The organism is Calothrix sp. 336/3, assembly GCF_000734895.2.
Taxonomy (GTDB): Bacteria; Cyanobacteriota; Cyanobacteriia; order Cyanobacteriales; family Nostocaceae; genus 336-3.
Window position 1 is genome coordinate 3692866 of sequence record NZ_CP011382.1, and the last position, 21752, is coordinate 3714617.

A 21752-nucleotide genomic window follows, 5' to 3' on the forward strand; every position below is an offset into this window, starting at 1 on the left:
TCATCCAAAATCCCCCATCCCCAATCAAAATCCCAAATCGGATGACTCAAAACTATGCTCCCAGAACATCAACAGCGCATTTTAGGCTACTTTATTGAGGAAGCAAAGGAACACCTGAATACTATTGAGCAGGGGTTACTAAATCTTCAGAGTACCTTGCAAGACTCCGAAATGATTAATGAAGTCTTTCGAGCAGCTCACTCTATCAAGGGAGGAGCAGCGATGCTGGGTTTGACTAGTATTCAACACACAGCACACCGCTTGGAAGACTGTTTTAAGGTGTTAAAAGAACACCCTGTACAAGTTGATCAAAAGTTAGAGTCTTTGTTTCTGCGTGTATCTGATACCCTAAAAGCGCTGTTGGAGCATTTGCAAGGTCCCTTTGGGTTGACTGAGGAGACAGCAAATACAATCATGGCAGACGCGGAACCTGTGATTAGCTTGCTGAATGAGCATTTAGAGACTTTGTTGCCATCGGAAACAGAGAAACCTGCTCCCAAAGAAACTACTGCCAATCGAGAACAAATTCAAGCTCCGGTAATGGCGATTTTGCGTGAGATGTTGCAATTATTTAAGCAACCTGCAACTCCCGAAACTCGCAAAAGTTTAGAAGACTGTTGTCGTAATTTGTCACAAATTGGTACTCCGGGAAATTGGAGTAACTGGTGTAATCTTTGTGAGGGAACCCGGAAGGCGATCGCCCATCCCGAAAATAGCTATTTAACTTTGGCAAAAATTGTTATTACCGATATTAAACAAGCTTTAGAACTGGTTTTATCAGGGAGAGAGGCAGAAATTGCCATTAGTCAACAGTTAGAGATTTTAATTCCTCCAGAAATTGCCTTATTAGATATTCCGGATACTGATGACAATAATTTAGAGCAAGAATTTGCAGAATTATTTATTAATACTCCCCATCCGTCTGAAACTCATCATCTATCGAGTCTGGAAGCAGAAGCTCAACCAATAGAATCGGATACTGAGGAAGATTTAATTGTTTTTGAAGAGTTAACTTTTGATTCTGAGGATGAATTGGCAAATGAGAATTTGCTGGAGGTAAATCACGGGATTGCTAATTTTGCTGGGTTGTCTTTCCAATTAGATGATGATGAGGACGACGATGAGGAAGATGATGATATTTTCCTCGATCCTAATGGTCCGGAAGTCGGAAGTGCAGAATTACACACTCTTGCTCAATTATTTGAGGGGGAAACTCCTGACTTGAGTGAGAGTTGGGATATTGAGGAAGAAATTCTGGAACCTGTTGCAGTCAATGATACAGCAGCAGTTGCTATCAATCAGCAAATAGCAGAAAACGGTAATAATGATAGTGAATTAGCGGAATTTTTATCCTTGGATGGGAATGTATCTTCGGAACAGAACCCCAAACCTCAGGGAAGGGACGAGTTAACAATCGTACAGTTGTTTGGTGATTTCTTGGATGAAGAACCCCAGGAAGCACCTCAAATAGAAGAGAATATTCCAAAGTTATCCCCAGATATAATTGCCGATACTGTAGACTCCGATGAGTTAGTATTGGCGGAGTTAACAGCGATTGGTATTGAACGCAAGAGTGACGGGGATAATTTATTCCCAGAAATCGACGAGGAAGAGAATCTCGTAGCGATCGCCCCCCAAACCCCTGAAGATAACCTATTCCCAGAAATCGACGAGGAAGAGAACCTAGTAGCGATCGCCCCCCAAACTTCTGAAGATAATCTATTCCCAGAAATCGACGCGGAAGAGAATCCCGTAGCGATCGCCCCTCAAACCCCTGAAGATAATCTGTTCCCAGAAATCGACACAGAAGAGAATCTCGTAGCGATCGCCCCCCAAACTCCTGAAGATAATCTATTCCCAGAAATCGACGCGGATGAAATAATTGCTAATTACGAAGCAAGTCTTGATGAGTGGAATATTGATAGTTTATTTTCCGAGACAGAAGAAGAAAATCTCATCTCCTTTGACTCTCAAGAAGAAGATTTAATAGATTTATTCCAACCAACGGTAGCAATCGAATTTTCTCCTTCCCAAGCTGATATCAATAGTTTGTGGCAAACATCCACAACAGATGAACCTCCAGAGTTGAAAAAAGATGCCGCAACAGCGTTAGAAGAAATTTTAATTGCTTCAGCCAACATTGATGATATTACCGCCGCTAACGAAGAATTAGAAAATTTTAACGAAGAGTTATTTTCCGATGTTTTCTTAAACACAAATTCTTCCCCAGAGCAGAAGTTGAATATATTGGCTGAATCTCCAGAGAATTCTCCTCAGGAAGTTTCTATGGAGGAAATCGGGACTTTCTATCAACAACCGGAAGCAGAAGAAAACACACCGGAATTTACCCATGGTGCTGATCAGTCTGTAATTCTAGATGTGAAGTCCGTGGAGGTGATTGAAGATAATGTTGTTTCTGCAATATCTGATTCCTTGGGAGACGAAGATTTCGACACCTTCCTGCATGAGGAGCAAGTCACATATAAGCAGGAGCTACAACTAGAATTTGATGATTTAGATATCTCAGATATTCCTGGAGATGAAATAGCAGAATTATCCCTGAATTTAGATGTATCAGACATCCCAGGTGATATCGATGATTTATCAGATTCATCACTGAATTTAGACGACGATTTATTTACAGAAAGTGATAATTCCGAAGCATTAGATTTAGACTTCACACCTGTATTGAATAATACGGAGTATGTTCCCGATGTGGCTGCTGGGCTAGAGACATTTGCAGAACTGGATGACTTACTTCAAGAACCAGAGGTGTTCCCTGTAGATTCTACAGCCGTCACTCTAGATGATTTTGCTGACTTAGAAAGTTTACTAGGTGTCGATAGTGACACACCAGCTTTGCCACCTCCCCCAGAACCTATACAAGCAGCTATTTCCCCCGTAACAACAACAGAAGATGACCCCTTCAAGGAATTAGAGGGGATGTTAGGGGGAAGTATTACACCAGGTGGAAGCAGTTTACCAACAGGACGCAACCCCAACTGGCAAGCATCGCGGTTTGAGCAGTTAATGAAGGTTCCTGTTAAACACCTCGATGACTTAAGTAATCTAGTCGGGGAATTAGTAGTTAATCGCAACACCCTAGAACAAGATCAAGAGCGTTTGCGGCAATCCTTAGATAATCTGTTGTCCCAGGTGCAACAATTATCCGATGTGGGTGCGAGAATGCAGGAATTATATGAGCGATCGCTACTAGAAGCTTCTCTTTTAGCCAGTCGGCAAGCTAGTCATTTTGCTCCGGTTATCCAAGAGAGCGATCGCGGTTTCTCAGAACTGGAAATGGATCGCTTTACTCCTTTCCACACCCTCTCCCAGGAGATGATTGAATTAATTGTCCGAGTGCGGGAGTCTGCGAGTGACATTGATTTCGTCACAGAGGAAACCGAACGAGTAGCACGGCAATTCCGACAAGTTACCACCCAACTGCAAGAGGGATTAACTAGATCCCGAATGGAACCCTTTTCCCAAGCAACGGACTTGTTACCCCGTGGGGTGCGCGATAATGCCATCAAGTATGGAAAACAGGTGGAATTGACCATCCAAGGTCGAGATACCTTAATTGACAAGATGATTTTGGAGCATCTCAAGAACCCCTTAAACCACTTGTTAAATAACGCGATCGCCCACGGAATTGAAAACCCAGAGGAAAGACAAGCCAAAGGTAAACCGAATGTCGGAAAAATCACCATTTCCGCTTTCCACCAAGGGAACCAAACAGTGATTTCTGTCAGTGATGATGGTGCGGGTATTAACTCCGAAGCTGTCAAGGCAAAGGCTCTGAGTAAAGGTATTATTATTCCAGAACAGGCAAAAAACCTTTCTCACATTGATGTTTACGACCTATTGTTTACCCCAGGTTTCAGTACTAAAGACAAGGAAGACGAACTTGCCGGTCGGGGTGTAGGTTTGGACGTGGTACGCACAAAAATTAGTGAAATTCGTGGCTCCATCACCATTGATTCCAAAATTGATCAGGGAACCACTTTTACAATTCGTCTACCTTTAACTTTGAGTATCTGCAAAGCGCTCTGTTGTGTCTCAGATAAAGCGAGAGTTGCTTTCCCCATGGATGGTGTGGAAGATACCCTGGATATTCCGATGAAGAATATTCAACAAAATGCTCAAGGAGAAAAATTTATTTCTTGGCGAGATACTCTCCTACCCTTCCGACCTTTAAAAGAATTACTCACCTTTAACCGTCAACTTAGTCGCGGGAATGTCTACGGTGGCACCCGTGATGATGATATGGTGTCCGTGGTGGTGGTACGCTCGGCAACAACTTTTATCGCCTTACAAGTTGATTTAGTTCTCAGTGAGCAAGAAATCGTTATCAAACAATTTGAAGGTCCCGCACCTAAACCCATCGGTGTTGCCGGTGCAACGGTTCTAGGGGATGGACGGATTATGCCGATCGCCGATGTCTTGGAAATTATCGATATCTTCCAAGGACGTACCTCCAAGCAAAGCAGCGTCAGTCTTTGGGAACAAAAAGCTGCTAATCAAGAGGTGATTGCTGCCAAGATTGACCCAACAGTATTAATCATCGATGACTCCATCACTGTCCGAGAACTGCTTTCTCTCACCTTCAATAAAGCTGGGTATCGTGTAGAACAAGCACGAGATGGTCAGGAAGCTTGGGATAAATTACGTTCTGGTTTACCCTGTGACCTCGTATTCTGCGATATTGAAATGCCTCGCTGTGACGGTCTAGAACTACTCTCCCGTATCCAAAAAGACCCCAGTCTCAACCACTTACCGATCGCCATGTTAACTTCCCGTGGTGCCGACAAACACCGTCAAATGGCAATTAGTTTAGGAGCCAGTGGTTACTTTACTAAACCATATTTAGAAGAAGCATTACTAGAAGCTGCATCTCGTATGCTCAAGGGTGAGAAGTTGGTGCATAGTACAAGTAATAATTGATGATGGCAATCTTGAATTTACTTGAATTTACAACTATGTCTTCTCCCTTCTCTGCGGAAGTTAGCGATCGCATCTGTAAACACATGAACGAAGACCATGCAGAGGCGATCGCCCTGTATGCTAAGTCCTTCGGTGGTTTAACTGATGTGACTACAGCTCAAATGCTGAAAATAGATGCTGAAGGTATGGATTTACAAGCAGTTGTCAACAACGAAGCTATACCCGTACGTATCTCCTTTGACCATACCCTCACTGACTCTGAGGATGCCCATCAAACCCTAATTGCTATGGTAAAACAGGCAAGACAGGCAAAATAAATCATCAGATAATAATATCCCTGGCTTTTTTCAAAAGTCGGGGAGTTTATAATATGAAAAATAAAATTTCTTGCATTGCTGAATTTAGTCACAAATTATAATTGTGTGCATTTTGTAAAACCACAATTCACCTAGAAACCTTTCGGTGAAACGTCTGTATGTAATAAATAAAAATGCTAAAATTCATAGCAGTAAATTAACACTGACTTCATGAGTCCATTACTTGAAAAAATATTAAGCGAGATTGAACAATTGACTCCAGAAGAGCAATTGACTGTAATGGGGCATTTAGTAGAACGGATGAAGAAAAATATTACCAAACCCCAAACTAAAAATAAGTGGAGCGATTTAAAAGGTATGGCTCCCTATCCGCTTACTGGTGAAGATGCTCAAGAGTGGGTTTCGCGCACTCGACGAGAAGGAGATGAATATCGAGAGCATTTGTTGCGGGGAGATGAATGAATATTAGTGATGGGTTAGCGGGAGTTTCTCGCTTATTTCTCGACACAGCACCCGTAATTTATTTTGTAGAGCGCAATCCACATTTTGTTAATTTAGTCGATCCAATTTTTGAACGGTTAGATACTAATATTACACCTGTAGTATCTCCGATTACTTTGGCAGAGTGTTTGATACATCCGTTACGTTTAGGATTAGCGGATTTAGAACAGGCTTTTGTTAATATTTTGCAGCAAGAAGAAGTGATATTTATGGATGTGAATTCATCCGTAGCACGAGAAGCTGCGAGAATTAGAGTGCGTTACAATCTCCAACTACCCGATGCATTACAGATTGCATCAGCTTTAATAGCTAAGTGTCAAGCTTTTTTGACTAATGATGAGGCTTTTAAGCGGGTGACGGAATTGAGAGTTTTAGTAGTGAGTGAGTTGGAAGTTTAGCGAAGAATATTGGTTTAGCGTTTCAATTTCCTACGAAAAAAGTATATAGATTTTGCATACCCCGGTATACCCTGAGAACTATATTAAAGTAGAAATCTCAAAACTCAGTATAATCACGTATGCATAATCAACATCTACCTCAACAGATAAGACAAAAACTGAATCTGTGGACTTCTCGTGCTGTAACTATATTTGTCTCTCTGCTTTTATTATCCGAGTCAACAGCTGCAAACATCAGAGCTAATGGGTTACAAATTGCACAGCAAACTGTATCTACTCCTTCTGTTCCCTTGAGTGGAGAGAAGCAGAAACGCTATGAGGAGGGAGTCAAGCTGTATGAAGAAGCGCAGGAATTACAGAAAAAAGGGACAAAAGAAGGATATCAACAAGCAATTGAGAAATATAAACAAGCATTGAAAATAGTTAAAGAGTTGGGATTACGAGCAGATCAAGCCGAAATATTAATGAAGATTGGTTTAGTTAATATTTATCTCTCAGAACATCAGCAAGCACTAGATTTATATAACCAAGCATTAAAAATCTGGCAGGAATTGAATCAACCTGTATTTGAAGCAAGTGTACTTGGTATGATTGGTGATGCCTATAGCGGTATAGGAAAAACACAAAAAGCACTTGAATATTTGAAGCGGGCAGAATCAACCTTTCGGGCACAGAAACAATTTCGTTTCTTAGCTATAAATTTATCTTCTATCTCTCGTGTCTATATGAGATTAGGCGAGACGAAGAATGCAATTAACTACCTGAATCAAATACTAGAAATTTATCGCACGGCTGAGAAAGACCAAGTAAAAGAAGCTCATACTCTAAATTCTCTTGCTTTTATACATTCCCTCATAGGTGAGTCTGAATTAGCATTTAAATACTACAATCAAGCCCTAGAAATTTATCGTGGGAAAAAAGATTTTTTAGGAGAGGCTGAAATGTTTAAAAGTATTGGCTCTCTTCACGGTAAATTAGGTAAACATGATTTGGCTCTAGAATATTTAAATAAAGCCTTGCAAATACAATCAACAAAAGGTCAATTAGTTGATCAAGCTCCCACTCTTAATGATATTGCCAGTGTTTATATTTTACGAGGAGATTACGAAAAAGCAGTTAAATACTACCAAAAATCAAAATCAATTTTCCATGAAGCTGGATGGACAACCTTAGAGTCTTTAAGTCTTGGATCGATTGTCAGTATCTATCGAAATTTTCTAGGTAATAACCAACAAGCACTAAAATATACGCAAGAAGTACTTGAACTTAACCGTAAAACTGGTGAAAAGGACGAAGAAGCATCAACTCTTAACCAACAAGGTGATATTTATGAGAACTCCACAAAAAAGATGATCCAGTGGTTATGCTGGTTTAGCAAAAACTTCCACAAACCATTTTCTGAGATTGGGAAGACGATAAATCTGTTTTTCGACTTCCGCCATCGCTTTGTTTGTCAGCTTAACCCCAGTAGAATAGACTTTTTCAACTAGAGTCACCACTGGATTTTGTCCTTTAAAGGTAAGGGTTTTAGCGAAATTCAGTACCGCTTCAACAGTGTCAACTAAACTACCATTCCAATGCTGCTCTAACCAGCCAAAACAACGCTCCACTGGATTATATTTGCTATGATAAGGGGGATAATAAGCAAGTTGCAATGACAGTTTAGACGATGTAGCAAAGTCAATAATGCGCTTCATGAATTGGGTACGACGGGAATGATTTTCTGGTCCATTATCTTGATTAATTACCAGTTTTTGAATGTGAGTAAATCGATGTTTAATGCTTTGCCACCAGCTTTCAACTATGTCAACAATACAATCAGCAGTCAATTTTGAAGAAACGAAAAATAGAAATAATTCGTTGTATTCAGGTAAAAAAATTCCGTAGGGAATAAGGGTTGTTTCTGGAGCAAAATCATGGTCTAGGGAGATAGTCGGTACGCGAGTTTTTCCACCTCTGTCAAATTCTCCAACTTTAACTGCCACCTTCGCATCAATGGAGATTCGCAGAGTATGAGGATCATTATCAGCTTCAGTATTGATTTGCTCGACTTGTTCAAAAATGGCTTCTGTTTCTGGAATCTTCTTGGTAGGCTTAGTTTTAAGAACTCGTTTTAAGGTATAACCCAAATCATTCAATCGTCGTCGAATTGTCTCTGATGAAGGTAGTTCTTCGTCACTATAACCACATTGTTCAATTAGCTGACGACGTACTTCACTTGCAGTCATGCGTGTATATAAACGGATACTTTTAAAGCTGGGGTCAGTTTGGCTTTGTGGGTCTACTAAAGATTTAATATCCGACAACAAGTTTGGTAATTTTGTTTCCACCCGCCTACGTCCACTACGCTCGAAACCATCAATAAAAGGCTGACCACTCTCTAACTCCTGCATCCCTTTACGGATAGTGCGTCTATTCCACCCCAATTCACGTTCTACTAAAGTCTGTCCACCTATTCCCAACCCTTTGACCACTTCTGCCATGAATTGTCGTCGGTCGCTTCCCTTGAGTTTTTTCGCTGTTTTGATGTAAAGAGATTTTAGATTTTCGGTGAGTTGAATGATAGATTTTGGAGACATGAGGTAGGCTGCACACTGAAATTATCTTTCTCTCATCATAGGATCAATCATTCTGTGGAGGTCTCTATATCCAACAAGGAGATTATCAGGTTGCATTAGAGCATTATAACGAAGCCTTGCAAATTGAGCTTTCCATAACAAAAAACCCTAAAGCAGCAGCTCGCACTCTTGGTAATATTGCATTGCTCTACAATTCATTAGGTGATAGTGCATTAAGCATTAGAACTTATAACCAAGCGCTAGATATTTACAGGAAACTTGATAACAAGGCTCAACAATCTAGAATCCTTCTGTACATAGGTGGAGTTCATCAAAAAAATGGACAATTTAATGAGGCACTTACATCATATAATGAAGCTCTTAAGTTATTAAATAAAGAGGATTATATATCTGAAATAAGCATACGCTATGGTCTAGCAAGAACCTATCGTGATCAGAAGGATTATACCAAAGCTTTTGAGGCTGCTAATCTGGCGTTGAAATTATCAAAGAAACATAAATATTCTTTTCAAGAAACTGCATCTATTGGAATTATTGGTAGTATATATCTCGTACAAGGAGATTATAAAAATGCCCTATATAGTTATCAGAAAGCTCTAGATGGCTATAGAAATTCAGACTTAAAAGTGAAAGAAGCTGAAACTTTAAACACAATCAGCACAGCTTACGAATTTCAAAAACAATACCAACAAGCAATAAAGACACTCAACGAAGAACTAAAACTACGGCAGACTTTACAAGACAAAACAGGAGAAGCTCAAGTCAACTATCAAATAGCCATCAATCAACGCAAACTAAAAAACCTAGAAACCGCACTTACCAACATCGACTCAGCAATAAAAATTGTCGAAAATATACGCGGTAATGTTCAAAATACAGACTTACGTACATCCTATTTCGCCACAGTTCAAAACTACTACAAATTCAAAATCAACCTGTTGATGGAACTGCACAAAAAAGACCCATCAAAAGGATATAATGCTCAAGCAATTGAAACCAGCGAAGCTTCCCGCGCAAGGGGGCTTGTAGAACTCCTAACCGAAGCACGCGCAAATATTCGTAAAGGTGCAAATCCGGAACTTTTAGCAGAAGAAAACCGCTTACAAGACTTAATTAATGCTAAAGAAAAAATACGCTTGGAAATTATTAGTAGTGAGAAAATCAGAAACCCAGTTCTCAAAGCCAATGCAGAAAAATTACAAACAGAAATTGACGAGCTTCTCAACCAACAAAAGCAACTAGAAACGAAAATTCGCCAAAGTAATCCCAAATACGCCAATCTGAAATATCCCCAGCCGTTAAAATTAGCCCAAATTCAACAGCAACTAGATAAAGATACCCTACTTTTACAATATTCATTAGGCGAAGAACGCAGTTTCTTATGGGTGGTGTCTCCCAATTCCCTCGATACCTACGAATTACCTAAAAAGTCAGAAATAGACAAAAGTGCTATTAATTTATTTTGCCTCATCAGTGATTACAGTTCTAAACCACCTTCCGCAACAAACAAAGAAAATCCCTGTGCAAACATCAAAACTCGCATAATTGAGAAAGCTGCAACGGAATTGAGTCAGCTTATCCTTGCACCTGTGAAAAGCAAATTAGGGAAAAAACGCCTAGTTATAGTTGCCGATGGTGCTTTGCAATATGTTCCCTTTGCTGCCTTAGTTGATTTAACCGCCAAAAATCCTCCCCAGCAAGGAAAAGAGGAGAAAAATCAACTTTGCAAACTAGAAGAGAATAACCCAAAAGATAATAGAGGTATTGATGTTACCCCAGATATCCCAGAATCAGGGAAAAAATTTAACTACCAACCCCTATTTGTTAATCATGAAATAGTTAATCTACCTTCCGCGTCAACCATTGCCATTCAACGTCAAGAAACCCGCTCTTCTGTAGGTAAAAAAGCTCTAGCTATCCTTGCAGATCCAGTATATAGCGCTGACGATGCTAAGATTCGTTTGCAAAATGCCCGTAACAAGGAACAAAAAACAAAATCATCCGATTCTTTGGGTATAGAAATAGAACGCTCTGCTCTCAAACGTTCTGCTGATATTCTTAATCGTTCAGTTTGGAATCGACTTCCCGGTACACGTAAAGAAGCTGAGGAGATTTTAAAACTAGTACCAAAATCAAGCCGTCTGGAAGCTTTTGATTTTGAAGCTAACTATAATTGGGCAACCAGTAGCGCTTTAAATCAGTTCCGAATTTTACATTTTGCTACCCACGGTTTTGTGAATGATGTAAATCCAGAGTTATCAGGTATTGTCCTTTCTTTAGTGGATAAACAGGGTAAAGATATTCGCGGATATTTACGTTTAGGGGATTTATTTAACCTCGATTATCCAGCAGATTTAATTGTATTAAGTGCTTGCGAAACTGGCTTAGGGAAAGAAATTCAAGGGGAAGGTTTAGTTGGATTGACGAGGGGATTAATGTATGCCGGTGCAGAAAGATTGCTAGTGTCTTTATGGAAAGTAGATGATGAAGGTACAGCAGCTTTTATGCAGGAATTCTACAAGCAAATGTTGCAGGATGGTAAATCAGCAAATCAGGCATTAAGGGCAACACAATTAAAGATGTGGCAACAGGAAAAATGGCGTAATCCTAATTATTGGGCAGCGTTTACGTTTTTGGGAGAATGGCGATAATCAGCTGTTTCCTATTGAATTTATATCTGGAAGGTGGGTAAGACTTCGGAGGTTTGGCGAAGCTCAGTCGAATACTACCCACCGATTAGCGCACAAATGGGAAGCTAACGCGAACACACTTGAAGTAAGCAATAGCAAATTTTCCTAAAAACGATTAAAATTAAAGAGAATGTCAAGCTATGATTCATGTCTGCTAGAGATAAATTTCATTATGCTGTCAAGCAAGGTTTAGAAAAAGAGGGATGGGTAATCACTCACGACCCATTACGTATTGAATTCGGTGAAGAGGATAAAATTTCCATTGATTTAGGAGCGGAGCAACTTTTAGGGGCAGAAAAATCTGAACAAAAAATAGCTGTAGAAATCAAAAGTTTTTTAAGTGATTCAGCTATCTTTGACTTTCATCTGGCTTTGGGGCAATTTTTAAATTATCATCTAATTTTAGAAGAAATTGAGCCAGAACGTCTGCTATATTTAGCTGTTCCTATTGAAGCCTATGAATCATTTTTTTATCGAGATTTACCACAAGCTGCCATAAAAAAATATCAAATAAAATTAATAATATATGACTCAGTGAATGAGGTGATTACTAAATGGATAAATTGACTAATTATCGCCAATATATTCAGCAAATCTTAATTGAAGAATCTCAAGGTGATACATTAGGAGGAGATATTATTGAATCAGAAACTGTCTTTGATTTAGCTAATGACCGATATCTATTAATTGACTTGGGATGGAAAGGACATCGACGGATTTATAACTGTGTACTTCATTTGGAAATCAGAGAAGATAAAATTTGGATTCAACGCAATCAAACAGATACACCAATTGCAGATAAATTAATAGCAAAAGGTGTTACAAAAGACGATATTATTTTGGGGCTTAAATCTCCTGCTATTAGAGAATACACTGAATTTGGGGTTGTTTAAACAATTTATGTAACAGAATGTAAAAGCTTGCTTCATCTATAAGTATTTCCTAGAAATCCCTGACTTTGTAGAAGTAGTTGGGGATTTTAAGTGTTTAAAAGTTGGTGAAAAGTGGCGATCGCCATCACATTCATATTAGCTTTAACAAATATACCCCAAGATATTCAGGTAATAGATATTACAGGAAAATATACCTATATTTAAATTAGAAAAAATCATATTTAAGCACGAACCGCAAAAATAAAAAAAGCCTGATAGGACACAATATTAAAAAATAATAAGTAATACCATGATTTAGATTTCAAGTATTTCCTCTTGGAGGTTAGCTGCAAGAGATATGCCCAGGAGAATACTATGCTTAACTACTTTATGGCTCTGAACGACCATAATCTGCCGTATCCAGACACGATGCATCCGATTGTGGTTCACTTTGTGATTGCGATGGTGCTATTTGCTTTTTGTTGCGATGTTGTTGGGTATTTTACACACAAACCTCGGTTTTTTGAGGTGAGTTGGTGGAATATGCTATTTGCCACCGTCGCTATTTTCATCGCCATTATTTTTGGACAATTGGAAGCAGGTTTAGCTGAACCCTACGATTCTGTAGTACCTGTACTCAACCTACACACTCTGATTGGTTGGTCTTTATCAGGTATTATCGCCGCAATTACTGCTTGGCGCTACGTGATTCGTTCCCATAATCCCGAAAAAGTGCCCCTACCTTACCTCGGAGTTGGTTTGTTATTGAGTTCCCTAGTTTTCTTCCAAGTCTACTTGGGAGATTTACTGGTGTGGGTATATGGATTGCACACTGTTCCCGTAGTGGAAGCGATGAAACAGGGAGTTTTGCGATGAATACAGAATTAATCGAGCAGTTGCGGAGTCAGTTAGGGGCAAATGGGTTACCCTACATGATTCCCATCCATCCGAATTTAGTCCATTTAACCTTAGGTTTGTTTATCGCGGCGATCGCCTTTGATATCGTGGGTGTGCTATTCCCCTATCAAAAGCCTGTTTTTAAATTTTTATCTCTCTCGGTGACTCGCTCCAACTTTTTTGATGTTGGTTGGTATAACATCGTCGCTGCGGCAGTTATCAGCTTTTTTACCGTGGCAGCTGGTTTCTATGAAATCATGCTGGCAGAAGCACCTAGTGATGTCACCAGTGCTTGGGGATTAAAAGCTATGGAAACGATGTTATGGCATGGTGTGGGTGGGGTATTTCTCCTCGCACTGATTGTGGGAATGACGCTATGGCGGGGTTTTCAACGGTTTGCATGGCGTAAAGATACCAGTCAGCAAGTACAAGGTAGTTATATTTTCGCTGGATTTCTCATCCTGTTTGTCATGTTCATTCACGGAACCTTGGGAGCGCACCTAGCGGGTGAATTTGGCATACATAATACCGCCGATGCTTTGTTGCGTATGGGTGAAAACCCCAATCTGTTGCTGAAGTAATCAAGGATTTGCCATGACATTGCGTCGTATTTTCTTATTCACGGTGAGCGCGATCGCTCTCACTGCTGCGAGTTTATGGATCGGTGAGCAAGCTTATTCCTGGTTTCCTCCCCAAGCTGCTGCCGAATCCCATTTAATTGATGAATTATTTAGTTTTTTGACAACTCTGGGAGCCTTTATCTTCCTAGGAGTCACTGGCACACTGTTATATGCTGTCTTTTTTCACCGTGCTGCCAAATATGACTATAGTGATGGTCCTCACATCGAAGGTAATATTACCTTAGAAATTGTCTGGACAGCTATTCCTATTCTTTTGGTTGTCTGGATTGCCGCCTATAGCTATCAAGTCTACGACCAAATGGCAATTCGCGGTCCCATGGAAATGATGCATATCCATCTGCCTAAATTAGGGATGGAAGTTGCCCATGCTGCTCCCTGGAGTAAAAAAGTCCAACCCGTGGAAAGTGAAGAAGTCTCATCTCTACCCACAGATATCGAAGTTACAGCCAAACAATGGGCTTGGATATTTACTTACCCAGAGAAAAACTTTACTAGTAGTGAACTGCATTTACCCACCAACCAACGGGTAAAACTCACCTTAAAATCAGAAGACGTACTCCACGGATTCTACATCCCGGAATTCCGCGTCAAACAAGATATCATCCCTAAACAAGATATCGATTTTGAATTTACCCCAATTCGTCCTGGTAGCTATACTTTGACAGATTCTCAATTTAGTGGTACTTACTTTGCCGCTAATACTGCCAAGGTAGTTGTAGAATCCCCAGAGGATTATAAACGTTGGTTGAGTAAAGCTGCATCCCATAAACCCACCCCAGCCCCAAACCAAGCGGCAGAAGAATATGCAGCCGCTTCCCATCGCCCCATCAAAACAGGCTGGGCAACCGTAGTTCCCGCAGCTCCTCCCCTAGTTAATTACCCCGGTTGAGGATGGAAAACCGAATATATCACTGTCACCAGGACACCTATGACGATACAAGTTTCTAGTACAGATGCTGCGGATTTGCATCATCACGCCCATCCGCCCACAACTTGGAAGACCTATTTTACCTTTAGTCACGACCACAAAGTTATCGGGATTCAATATCTCGTTACCTCCTTTGTTTTCTTCCTAGTTGGTGGGATTCTGGCGATGATTATCCGCGCCGAATTAATTACACCTCCCGCAGATTTAGGCGATCGCACTTTCTATAACGGAATGTTCACCATGCATGGCACAATCATGCTGTTTCTCTGGACATTTCCCTCTCTAGTTGGTATCGCTAACTACCTTGTACCCCTAATGATTGGGGCAAGGGATATGGCATTTCCGCGCCTCAATGCCGCCGCCTTTTGGATGGTTCCCGTTGTCGGTATCCTTCTGATGGCAAGCTTTTTCCTCCCAGAGGGTCCCTCCCAAGCTGGTTGGTGGGCATATCCTCCCGTGAGTGTGCAAAACCCTACAGGTAGCCTAATTAACGGTCAGTTACTCTGGCTGCTAGCTGTGGCAATCTCCGGGGTATCTTCCATCATGGGGGCGGTAAATTTTGTTACTACCATCTTTAAGATGCGCGCCCCCGGTATGACTTTATTCCGGATGCCCATCTTTGTTTGGGCAGTATTGAGCGCTCAAATCATCCAGCTATTTGGACTCCCTGCTCTCACAGCCGGGGCAGTTATGTTACTGTTTGACTTAACCGTCGGCACGAGCTTTTTCGATCCTGCCAAAGGTGGTAATCCGGTAATGTTCCAGCATTTCTTCTGGTTCTATTCTCACCCTGCGGTTTATGTGATTATCCTGCCGATTTTCGGCGTATTTTCCGAGATTTTCCCCGTTTATTCCCGCAAACCTCTATTTGGTTATAAAGTCGTTGCCATTTCTTCTTTGGTAATTGCTGGGGTAAGTGGTTTGGTATGGGTACACCATATGTATGCTTCTGGTACTCCTGGCTGGATGCGGATGCTGTTTATGGTGTCTACGATGTGTGTTTCCGTACCTACAGGTATCAAAGTATTCGCCTGGGTTGCTACCGTATGGGGTGGTAAGATTCGCCTCAATACCCCGATGCTATTTGCCTTAGGCGGTTTAATTATGTTTGTCTTCGCTGGTATTACTGGGATTATGCTATCCTCCGTACCAGTCGATATCCATGTCAACAATACCTATTTTGTTGTCGGACATTTCCACTATGTGCTGTATGGAACTGTCACCATGGGAATGTTTGCCGCTTTGTACCATTGGTTCCCCAAGATGACGGGGAAAATGTACAACGAAGGTTTAGGTAAGCTGCATTTCTGGCTAACCTTCATCGGTACAAACTTAAACTTTTTCCCCATGCATCCCCTAGGATTACATGGAATGTTGCGTCGTGCTGCTTCCTATGCTGATGATTTGGTTTTCTGGAACGTAATTGCCAGTTTGGGAGGATTTCTCCTGGGAATGGCTACCCTACCCTTCATCTTTAATATGATTAGCTCCTGGATGTATGGTACAAAAGCACCAGATAATCCTTGGCGGGCGATCGGTTTAGAGTGGATGGTATCTTCACCCCCACCGGTGGAAAACTTCGATCGCATTCCCGTAATTATCTCCGAACCCTATGGATACGGAAAATCTACACCTCTGACAGCTGACACCCCACCTGTAAACCCTGTGTCACATTCCTAATTTCCTGTTCTTGACTTTTTCGTGGTTAAATCATCACCAGCATTTAACCATAGTTCATACCAAGTAGCTTCTGTCTTAGTAGTTTCACGATAATGAGATTGCTTCCCGAACGTCGCAATGACAGTATATAAACTACTATTTCTGATCGCAACTTAGTATCAGGACACACAAAATCCTCTCGAATTTTTATCCTCTCTGCGTAAGTCCATGTGTCATTACTACAACTCAACCATGGACAGTTCAATTAATTCCCATCAGTTGCCCAATCATACCGCAGAACATACCCACGATGAAGAAGCTAACAGTATGTTTGGCTTCGTGGTATTTCTATTATCAGAAAGCATCATTTTTCTGAGTTTCTTTGCTGGTTACATCGTCTATAAAACCATGACACCCTTGACAGAATGGTTGCCAACTGGGGTGGCAGGTTTAGAAGTCAAAGAACCGGCAATTAATACAGTTGTTTTAGTTTCTAGTAGCTTTGTCATTTATTTTGCGGAACGTTGTTTGCACAAAAACAACTTAATGGGTTTTCGCGCATTTTTGCTGACAACTATGGCAATGGGTAGTTATTTCCTTTATGGACAAGCAGTGGAGTGGAGTAACTTAGCTTTTGGCTTTACTTCCGGTGTTTATGGAGGAATGTTTTACCTTTTAACTGGTTTCCATGGTTTACACGTCTTTACGGGTATTTTGTTGCAGTTAATTATGTTGCTGCGTTCTTTTATTCCCGGTAACTACGATACTGGACATTTTGGTATTAATGCAACTTCTTTGTTTTGGCACTTTGTTGATGTAATTTGGATTGTTTTGTTTGTCTTGATTTATGTCTGGCAGTAGGTTTGGCAAATAGTGGAGGGAAGAGGAAATTTAGCCCTCAGAAACAAAAATATTCGGAGTGCTGAACGTTAATCGTAAATACTTTTTCCCTGACTCCATTTTCTAGCTAGCTGTTGTCTATACCTGCCCCTGAATAAAAAGGAGAATAAGTATGATTATTGATGACCAACATTATGATGTGATTATTGTCGGTACTGGTGCAGGTGGCGGGACTTTGGCGTATAAACTTGCACCTAGTGGTAAAAGAATTCTAGTTTTAGAACGGGGTGATTTTTTACCTAGAGAGGAAGAAAATTGGCAACCTAGGGAGGTTTTTAAAGGTCGTTATCAGACCCAGGAACAATGGTACGATCGCCATGGTGAACCCTTCCGTCCTCAGACTCATTATTGGGTTGGTGGTAATACTAAAGTCTATGGTGGGGCGCTCCTGAGAATGCGGGAGCAGGATTTTCACAAGGTAGAACATCTGGATGGGGTGTCTCCTGAGTGGGAGTTGAAGTATGGAGACTTTGAGCCTTTTTATACCCAAGCGGAAATTTTGTATAAAGTACGAGGTCGCAAGGGAGAAGACCCCACAGAACCACCCCGTAGTACTACTTATATCAGTCAGCCAATTAGTCACGAACCTCGAATGCAGGAAATTTGTGACGCGATCGCGGAGCAAGGGTTACATCCTTTCCATTTACCTTTAGGTATTAAGTTAAATCAAAAGGATGGTAGCGGGAATGCGGATTGTGTTCGCTGTAAAACCTGTGATGGTTATCCCTGCAAGGTAGATGGTAAATCGGATGCGGAAGTTGATAGTATTCGACCAGCAATGGAACATCCTAATCTCACCTTGAGAACTAATGCTAAGGTGGTATGTCTGCACACTAGCACTTCGGGAAAAGAAGTCAAAGCGGTAGAAGCAGAAATAAATGGAGAATCTTTCCTCTTTTTTGGTGATGTGGTAGTTTTATCCTGCGGAGCGGTGAATTCAGCTGCTTTATTGTTGCGTTCTGCTAATGAGCAGCATCCCGATGGATTGGCTAATAGTTCGGGGTTAGTAGGTCGTAATTTCATGAAACACCTGATGACTGCTGTTGTGCAGTTGACTCCCAAGGTGAATCCCGATATCTTCCAAAAAACGATTTGTGTGAATGATTTCTACTGGGGTGATGATGATTTTAACTATCCCATGGGTCACATCCAAAATACAGGTAATCTCCTCCATGATATGATTGCCACGGAAGCACCACCCATCATGGCACTACTGACAAAATTTATGCCGGGATTTGGTTTACAACAAATTGCCACTCGGACGGTAGGTTGGTGGTTGCAAACAGAAGATTTACCTGACCCGGATAATCGTGTGCGCCTTCAAGGTGATAAGTTATACCTAGATTACACAGCTAACAATCTAGAATCCCACGACCGTTTGTTACATCGGTGGATTGAAGTCTTGAAAAATGTCGATCATGATAATCGCGGTTTCTATCCTTACAGTGAAGCTGGGATTCAAGTAGTTGCCCATCAAAGTGGTACTTGTCGTTTTGGTTCTCAACCTGACACTTCAGTGCTTGACCTCAATTGTCGCACCCATGACCTCGATAATCTCTATGTGGTGGATAGCAGTTTCTTCCCCTCCCTTGCTGCGGTAAGTCCTGCTTTAACTGTCATCGCAAATGCGTTGCGTGTGGGTGAACATTTACTGGAAAGATTGCAGTAATCTTCCGGACACTAGGTAGGTGAGAATGGGGAATGGTGTTACTGTGATTATTTGTTCACCTTATCCCTATTCGTTTTTTCATGATGTCAATTACCGGGACAATCTTTTGCCTCTTTTTCCCTGCTTGTCTGGGTATACTCGCACAAGTGATTTGGGGAAATACATTCAACCATCAAATTTTGGCTTTGGCAATGTTTTTCTTTGGCATTGAACAAGCCAGGATGGCAAAATTAGATTTACAGTTAGTCCATGATGCTCAAAAACAAGTTCAGGATGTTCGCCTGCAAAGGTTTAAAATCATCACAATAATTACGATTATTTTAGAACTGTGTGGATTTTATTTAGCATCTATGTATTTGGGATGGGGTGCAATTATAATTTTACTCAGTCAGATTTGGTTTAACTTGCTAGTAGAAATTAAAATCAATCCTAACGCCGATAAATATATCAAACCGTGGAAAATTACCGAGCGTTTACCAGTCTTATTCGCTGATATTCTTGGACTCATACTAATGAGTTTGTGGATTTTAGAAATTGCTGATTTATGGATTACATGGATACTATTTGTGATGCTAATAATTTACTTGAGTGCCAAAGCTATTTTATTTATGCAACAGATAGAGTTTTTCCCAAAACATCTAAATAGTTGAATTATGTAATATCATCTTGCACCTCAAAAACCTGTTCTCCAATGGCAACTTTATCACCAGGCGCTAACTTTCTGCCTCTTCTGGTTTCAACTGTATCATTCACACGCACCTCACCATCCAGAATTATCATTTTTGCCTGTCCTCCAGTTGCAGCAACGCCGACGAACTTTAAAAATTGGTCAAGTTTAATCATAAAATCAGAATCCAATTATGAATCCAATTATGTGGGATTAGAAGTATAGCAGTAAACAGAGACAGAATGACTATTTAATTTTTGAAGCTATTTAGATGCATTCGGTTGAGTGTATGAAAAAATTATGTATTATAGTGGATTGACAAGGTTGAAATTATGTAAGACTTCTGAAATCAGAAGGCACTAAATGATAAGCCTTTTTTATACAGATTTTTAGCCGTTTCAGCCCACTACAATACCTAACTTTTCCCAAATCCAAACTGCATTTACATAGAAGCAGTCTAGTTAAAGAAGAAACATTTCTGAAGATGCCAATTAGTCTGGTATATGGACTGCTCTAATCCAACTATTCTGTGACAACTTTATTGTCTCGATTATCTGTAAAGCTGCGAAGATACATAGTACTCACAGTGAATAAGAATACTAAATATGCTATAGCTTGGACAAAATATAGATGTTCTCGATAACCGAGGAAAGATTTGAATAAAATCCCTGGAAATTCCTTATCTGGAAGAATATTTGATGTATCCCAAACTTGAAAACTGAGAATACAGGAAGATTGCAAATCAGGGTTACAGAAAGAGGCAAATTTGCTATTTGCTAAAGCTAGGTTAGCGACTGCTTGATCGAAATGATAGAGTGCGGAAACGACTAAACCAGAGACAATAAAAACTAGAATTGTCCCCATGATTTGGAAAAACTTGCGAATATCGATTTTGACACCTAATTTAAATAGTAAAATTCCGATGATGACTGCTCCGATTAAACCAGCGATCGCCCCAACTGCTGGCAACATTCCAGCTTGAAAATTTGCGGCAATAAAAAATACTGTTTCAAACCCTTCGCGGGCAACAGCAACTAAAATTAAGCTAAATATACCCCAACCTGTGTGGGAGGTATCTGTAAGACTGCTATTGACAGTTTGCTCAATTTGTGATTTCATAACCCTGGCTTGTTTTGTCATCCAAATCAGCATCCAACTCAGCATGGCGATCGCCAACACGCCAAACAATCCTTCTAGAATTTCCTTAGTAACGGATGCATATTCAGATTTAGCAGCAATTCCAGTCACCCAATTTAACAATCCACCAACCAAAATACTGGCAGCCAAACCCCCACCTACCCCAGCATACACCCAGGAATTAAGACGAGACTGACCAGCTTTGTTTAATAAAGCTAAAACAATGCCAACTACTAATGTAGCTTCTACACCCTCACGGAGAGTGACAAAAAAAGTCGGTAATGCGACACTCCAATCCATCATCATTTTGTTACTACAACTGTGTTGTGGGAAGGTTATTCAGTCGAATTATTTTCAGTATCAATCAAAATAGACATATTTTAGGGGTACAAAAATCCTTTGCACCCCTACTATTATGACATTAAAAATTTGCTAACTACTTAGCTGAAGTCTCGCAACATTTTCTTTAATTCTAAATTATGTAATTCTTCCTGCCCAATCATCGTACGAGAAAATTCTTCTAGATAAACACTGGCATTTTCAACAGTTTCTAAAAGTTTTTTATACAGCTTTAATGCTTTTTTCTCATGCGCCAGACTTTCTTCTAAAATATCTTTGACGGAATGCTTATAGCTCTCTTCCATAGGTGCTATTTTTAAACTAGGATGTCCATCTAAACCTGTGAGAATTTCACCAGCTTGCTGTGCGTGTAATAAAGATTCAGAAGCTTGGGCTTTGAAAAAATCTACAATGGGTATGCGATAAGGTCCTGTGACCATGAGAGAATAATGAGTATAGCGAACAACTCCTGCTAGTTCAAATTCCATGATGGTATTCAGCAGGTCGATAGTCTTTTTTTGGTCTAGTTCTTGCATCGGTGGTTAATCTGAAGATAAAGGTTAAATCAACTAAATTGATAAAGTGCAATGTGAAGAGTGCACCTGAATATCATA

At 40.4% G+C, this 21752-nt stretch carries 18 protein-coding genes and 1 pseudogene; 15 read left to right on the top strand and 4 right to left on the bottom strand.

Going from position 1 to position 21752, the window contains the following annotated elements; translation table 11 throughout:
* Nucleotides 1-54: 54 nt before the first annotated feature.
* The 5 genes and pseudogenes from IJ00_RS15480 to IJ00_RS15500 all read left to right on the top strand — a co-directional run.
* Nucleotides 55-4944, top strand: a complete 4890-nt coding sequence (locus tag IJ00_RS15480) for a response regulator (RefSeq protein WP_035154393.1) — start codon at nt 55-57, stop codon at nt 4942-4944.
* A gap of 35 nt (nt 4945-4979) precedes the next feature.
* The gene (locus IJ00_RS15485; RefSeq protein WP_035159123.1) at nt 4980-5261 is read left to right on the top strand and encodes a DUF2470 domain-containing protein; all 282 of its coding nucleotides are present in this window, start codon (nt 4980-4982) and stop codon (nt 5259-5261) included.
* A gap of 210 nt (nt 5262-5471) precedes the next feature.
* Entirely contained in the window at nt 5472-5723 is a 252-nt protein-coding gene (locus IJ00_RS15490) for a hypothetical protein (protein ID WP_035154395.1), read from the top strand.
* Nucleotides 5720-6160, top strand: coding sequence for a PIN domain-containing protein (locus IJ00_RS15495; RefSeq protein ID WP_035154397.1), 441 nt, complete (start codon nt 5720-5722; stop codon nt 6158-6160). The genes IJ00_RS15490 and IJ00_RS15495 overlap by 4 nt, the downstream gene beginning before the upstream one ends.
* 119 nt (nt 6161-6279) lie before the next feature.
* A pseudogene (locus tag IJ00_RS15500) lies at nt 6280-7290 on the top strand (tetratricopeptide repeat protein); the annotation flags it as partial.
* Between the two features lie 231 nt (nt 7291-7521).
* Here the strand turns inward: IJ00_RS15500 and IJ00_RS27810 are convergent.
* Nucleotides 7522-8721 carry an ISAzo13 family transposase gene (locus IJ00_RS27810; RefSeq protein ID WP_082127446.1) on the bottom strand — a complete coding sequence of 400 codons (1200 nt, stop codon included), beginning with the start codon at nt 8719-8721 and terminating at the stop codon, nt 7522-7524.
* A gap of 86 nt (nt 8722-8807) precedes the next feature.
* Between IJ00_RS27810 and IJ00_RS15505 the strand changes: the two genes are divergently transcribed.
* From IJ00_RS15505 to IJ00_RS15550, 10 genes are all read left to right on the top strand, one after another.
* Nucleotides 8808-11390 (top strand): CHAT domain-containing protein, encoded by a 2583-nt coding sequence (locus IJ00_RS15505; protein ID WP_082127338.1) that lies wholly within the window; start codon nt 8808-8810, stop codon nt 11388-11390.
* Between the two features lie 186 nt (nt 11391-11576).
* Complete coding sequence (locus IJ00_RS15510) at nt 11577-11996, top strand: XisH family protein (protein WP_035154401.1); 420 nt, start codon at nt 11577-11579, stop codon at nt 11994-11996.
* Complete coding sequence (locus IJ00_RS15515) at nt 11984-12322, top strand: XisI protein (protein ID WP_035154402.1); 339 nt, start codon at nt 11984-11986, stop codon at nt 12320-12322. The genes IJ00_RS15510 and IJ00_RS15515 overlap by 13 nt, the downstream gene beginning before the upstream one ends.
* A 354-nt stretch (nt 12323-12676) precedes the next feature.
* Complete coding sequence (locus tag IJ00_RS15520; RefSeq protein WP_035154404.1) at nt 12677-13177, top strand: DUF2231 domain-containing protein; 501 nt, start codon at nt 12677-12679, stop codon at nt 13175-13177.
* Complete coding sequence (locus IJ00_RS15525; protein ID WP_035154407.1) at nt 13174-13779, top strand: DUF2231 domain-containing protein; 606 nt, start codon at nt 13174-13176, stop codon at nt 13777-13779. The genes IJ00_RS15520 and IJ00_RS15525 overlap by 4 nt, the downstream gene beginning before the upstream one ends.
* A gap of 13 nt (nt 13780-13792) precedes the next feature.
* The gene (locus IJ00_RS15530; RefSeq protein ID WP_035154409.1) at nt 13793-14728 is read left to right on the top strand and encodes a cytochrome c oxidase subunit II; all 936 of its coding nucleotides are present in this window, start codon (nt 13793-13795) and stop codon (nt 14726-14728) included.
* Between the two features lie 39 nt (nt 14729-14767).
* On the top strand, nt 14768-16447 hold the full coding sequence (gene ctaD, locus IJ00_RS15535) for a cytochrome c oxidase subunit I (RefSeq protein WP_035154411.1): 1680 nt from the start codon (nt 14768-14770) through the stop codon (nt 16445-16447).
* 231 nt (nt 16448-16678) lie between these two features.
* Complete coding sequence (locus IJ00_RS15540; protein WP_035154413.1) at nt 16679-17287, top strand: heme-copper oxidase subunit III; 609 nt, start codon at nt 16679-16681, stop codon at nt 17285-17287.
* 151 nt (nt 17288-17438) lie between these two features.
* Nucleotides 17439-18995: a GMC oxidoreductase gene (locus IJ00_RS15545; RefSeq protein WP_035154415.1), complete on the top strand. Its 1557-nt coding sequence runs from the start codon at nt 17439-17441 to the stop codon at nt 18993-18995.
* Nucleotides 18996-19075: 80 nt separating this feature from the next.
* Entirely contained in the window at nt 19076-19645 is a 570-nt protein-coding gene (locus IJ00_RS15550; RefSeq protein WP_052754467.1) for a hypothetical protein, read from the top strand.
* A gap of 1 nt (nt 19646) precedes the next feature.
* Here the strand turns inward: IJ00_RS15550 and IJ00_RS15555 are convergent, their stop codons facing one another.
* From IJ00_RS15555 to IJ00_RS15565, 3 genes are all read right to left on the bottom strand, one after another.
* Nucleotides 19647-19838 carry an RNA-binding S4 domain-containing protein gene (locus IJ00_RS15555; RefSeq protein ID WP_035154417.1) on the bottom strand — a complete coding sequence of 64 codons (192 nt, stop codon included), beginning with the start codon at nt 19836-19838 and terminating at the stop codon, nt 19647-19649.
* 346 nt (nt 19839-20184) lie between these two features.
* Entirely contained in the window at nt 20185-21099 is a 915-nt protein-coding gene (locus tag IJ00_RS15560; protein WP_035159127.1) for an FTR1 family protein, read from the bottom strand.
* A 140-nt stretch (nt 21100-21239) separates the two neighbouring features.
* The gene (locus tag IJ00_RS15565) at nt 21240-21674 is read right to left on the bottom strand and encodes a ferritin-like domain-containing protein (protein WP_035154419.1); all 435 of its coding nucleotides are present in this window, start codon (nt 21672-21674) and stop codon (nt 21240-21242) included.
* Nucleotides 21675-21752: the final 78 nt, after the last annotated feature.

Coding starts and splice junctions, on each gene's coding strand:
- IJ00_RS15555 (WP_035154417.1), bottom strand. CDS start 19,838: ATGATTAAACTTGACCAATTTTTAAAGTTCGTCGGCGTTGCTGCAACT.
- ctaD (WP_035154411.1), top strand. CDS start 14,768: ATGACGATACAAGTTTCTAGTACAGATGCTGCGGATTTGCATCATCAC.
- IJ00_RS15490 (WP_035154395.1), top strand. CDS start 5,472: ATGAGTCCATTACTTGAAAAAATATTAAGCGAGATTGAACAATTGACT.
- IJ00_RS15530 (WP_035154409.1), top strand. CDS start 13,793: ATGACATTGCGTCGTATTTTCTTATTCACGGTGAGCGCGATCGCTCTC.
- IJ00_RS15540 (WP_035154413.1), top strand. CDS start 16,679: ATGGACAGTTCAATTAATTCCCATCAGTTGCCCAATCATACCGCAGAA.
- IJ00_RS15560 (WP_035159127.1), bottom strand. CDS start 21,099: ATGGATTGGAGTGTCGCATTACCGACTTTTTTTGTCACTCTCCGTGAG.
- IJ00_RS15545 (WP_035154415.1), top strand. CDS start 17,439: ATGATTATTGATGACCAACATTATGATGTGATTATTGTCGGTACTGGT.
- IJ00_RS15515 (WP_035154402.1), top strand. CDS start 11,984: ATGGATAAATTGACTAATTATCGCCAATATATTCAGCAAATCTTAATT.
- IJ00_RS15520 (WP_035154404.1), top strand. CDS start 12,677: ATGCTTAACTACTTTATGGCTCTGAACGACCATAATCTGCCGTATCCA.
- IJ00_RS15550 (WP_052754467.1), top strand. CDS start 19,076: ATGATGTCAATTACCGGGACAATCTTTTGCCTCTTTTTCCCTGCTTGT.
- IJ00_RS15565 (WP_035154419.1), bottom strand. CDS start 21,674: ATGCAAGAACTAGACCAAAAAAAGACTATCGACCTGCTGAATACCATC.
- IJ00_RS15495 (WP_035154397.1), top strand. CDS start 5,720: ATGAATATTAGTGATGGGTTAGCGGGAGTTTCTCGCTTATTTCTCGAC.
- IJ00_RS15480 (WP_035154393.1), top strand. CDS start 55: ATGCTCCCAGAACATCAACAGCGCATTTTAGGCTACTTTATTGAGGAA.
- IJ00_RS15510 (WP_035154401.1), top strand. CDS start 11,577: ATGTCTGCTAGAGATAAATTTCATTATGCTGTCAAGCAAGGTTTAGAA.
- IJ00_RS15485 (WP_035159123.1), top strand. CDS start 4,980: ATGTCTTCTCCCTTCTCTGCGGAAGTTAGCGATCGCATCTGTAAACAC.
- IJ00_RS15525 (WP_035154407.1), top strand. CDS start 13,174: ATGAATACAGAATTAATCGAGCAGTTGCGGAGTCAGTTAGGGGCAAAT.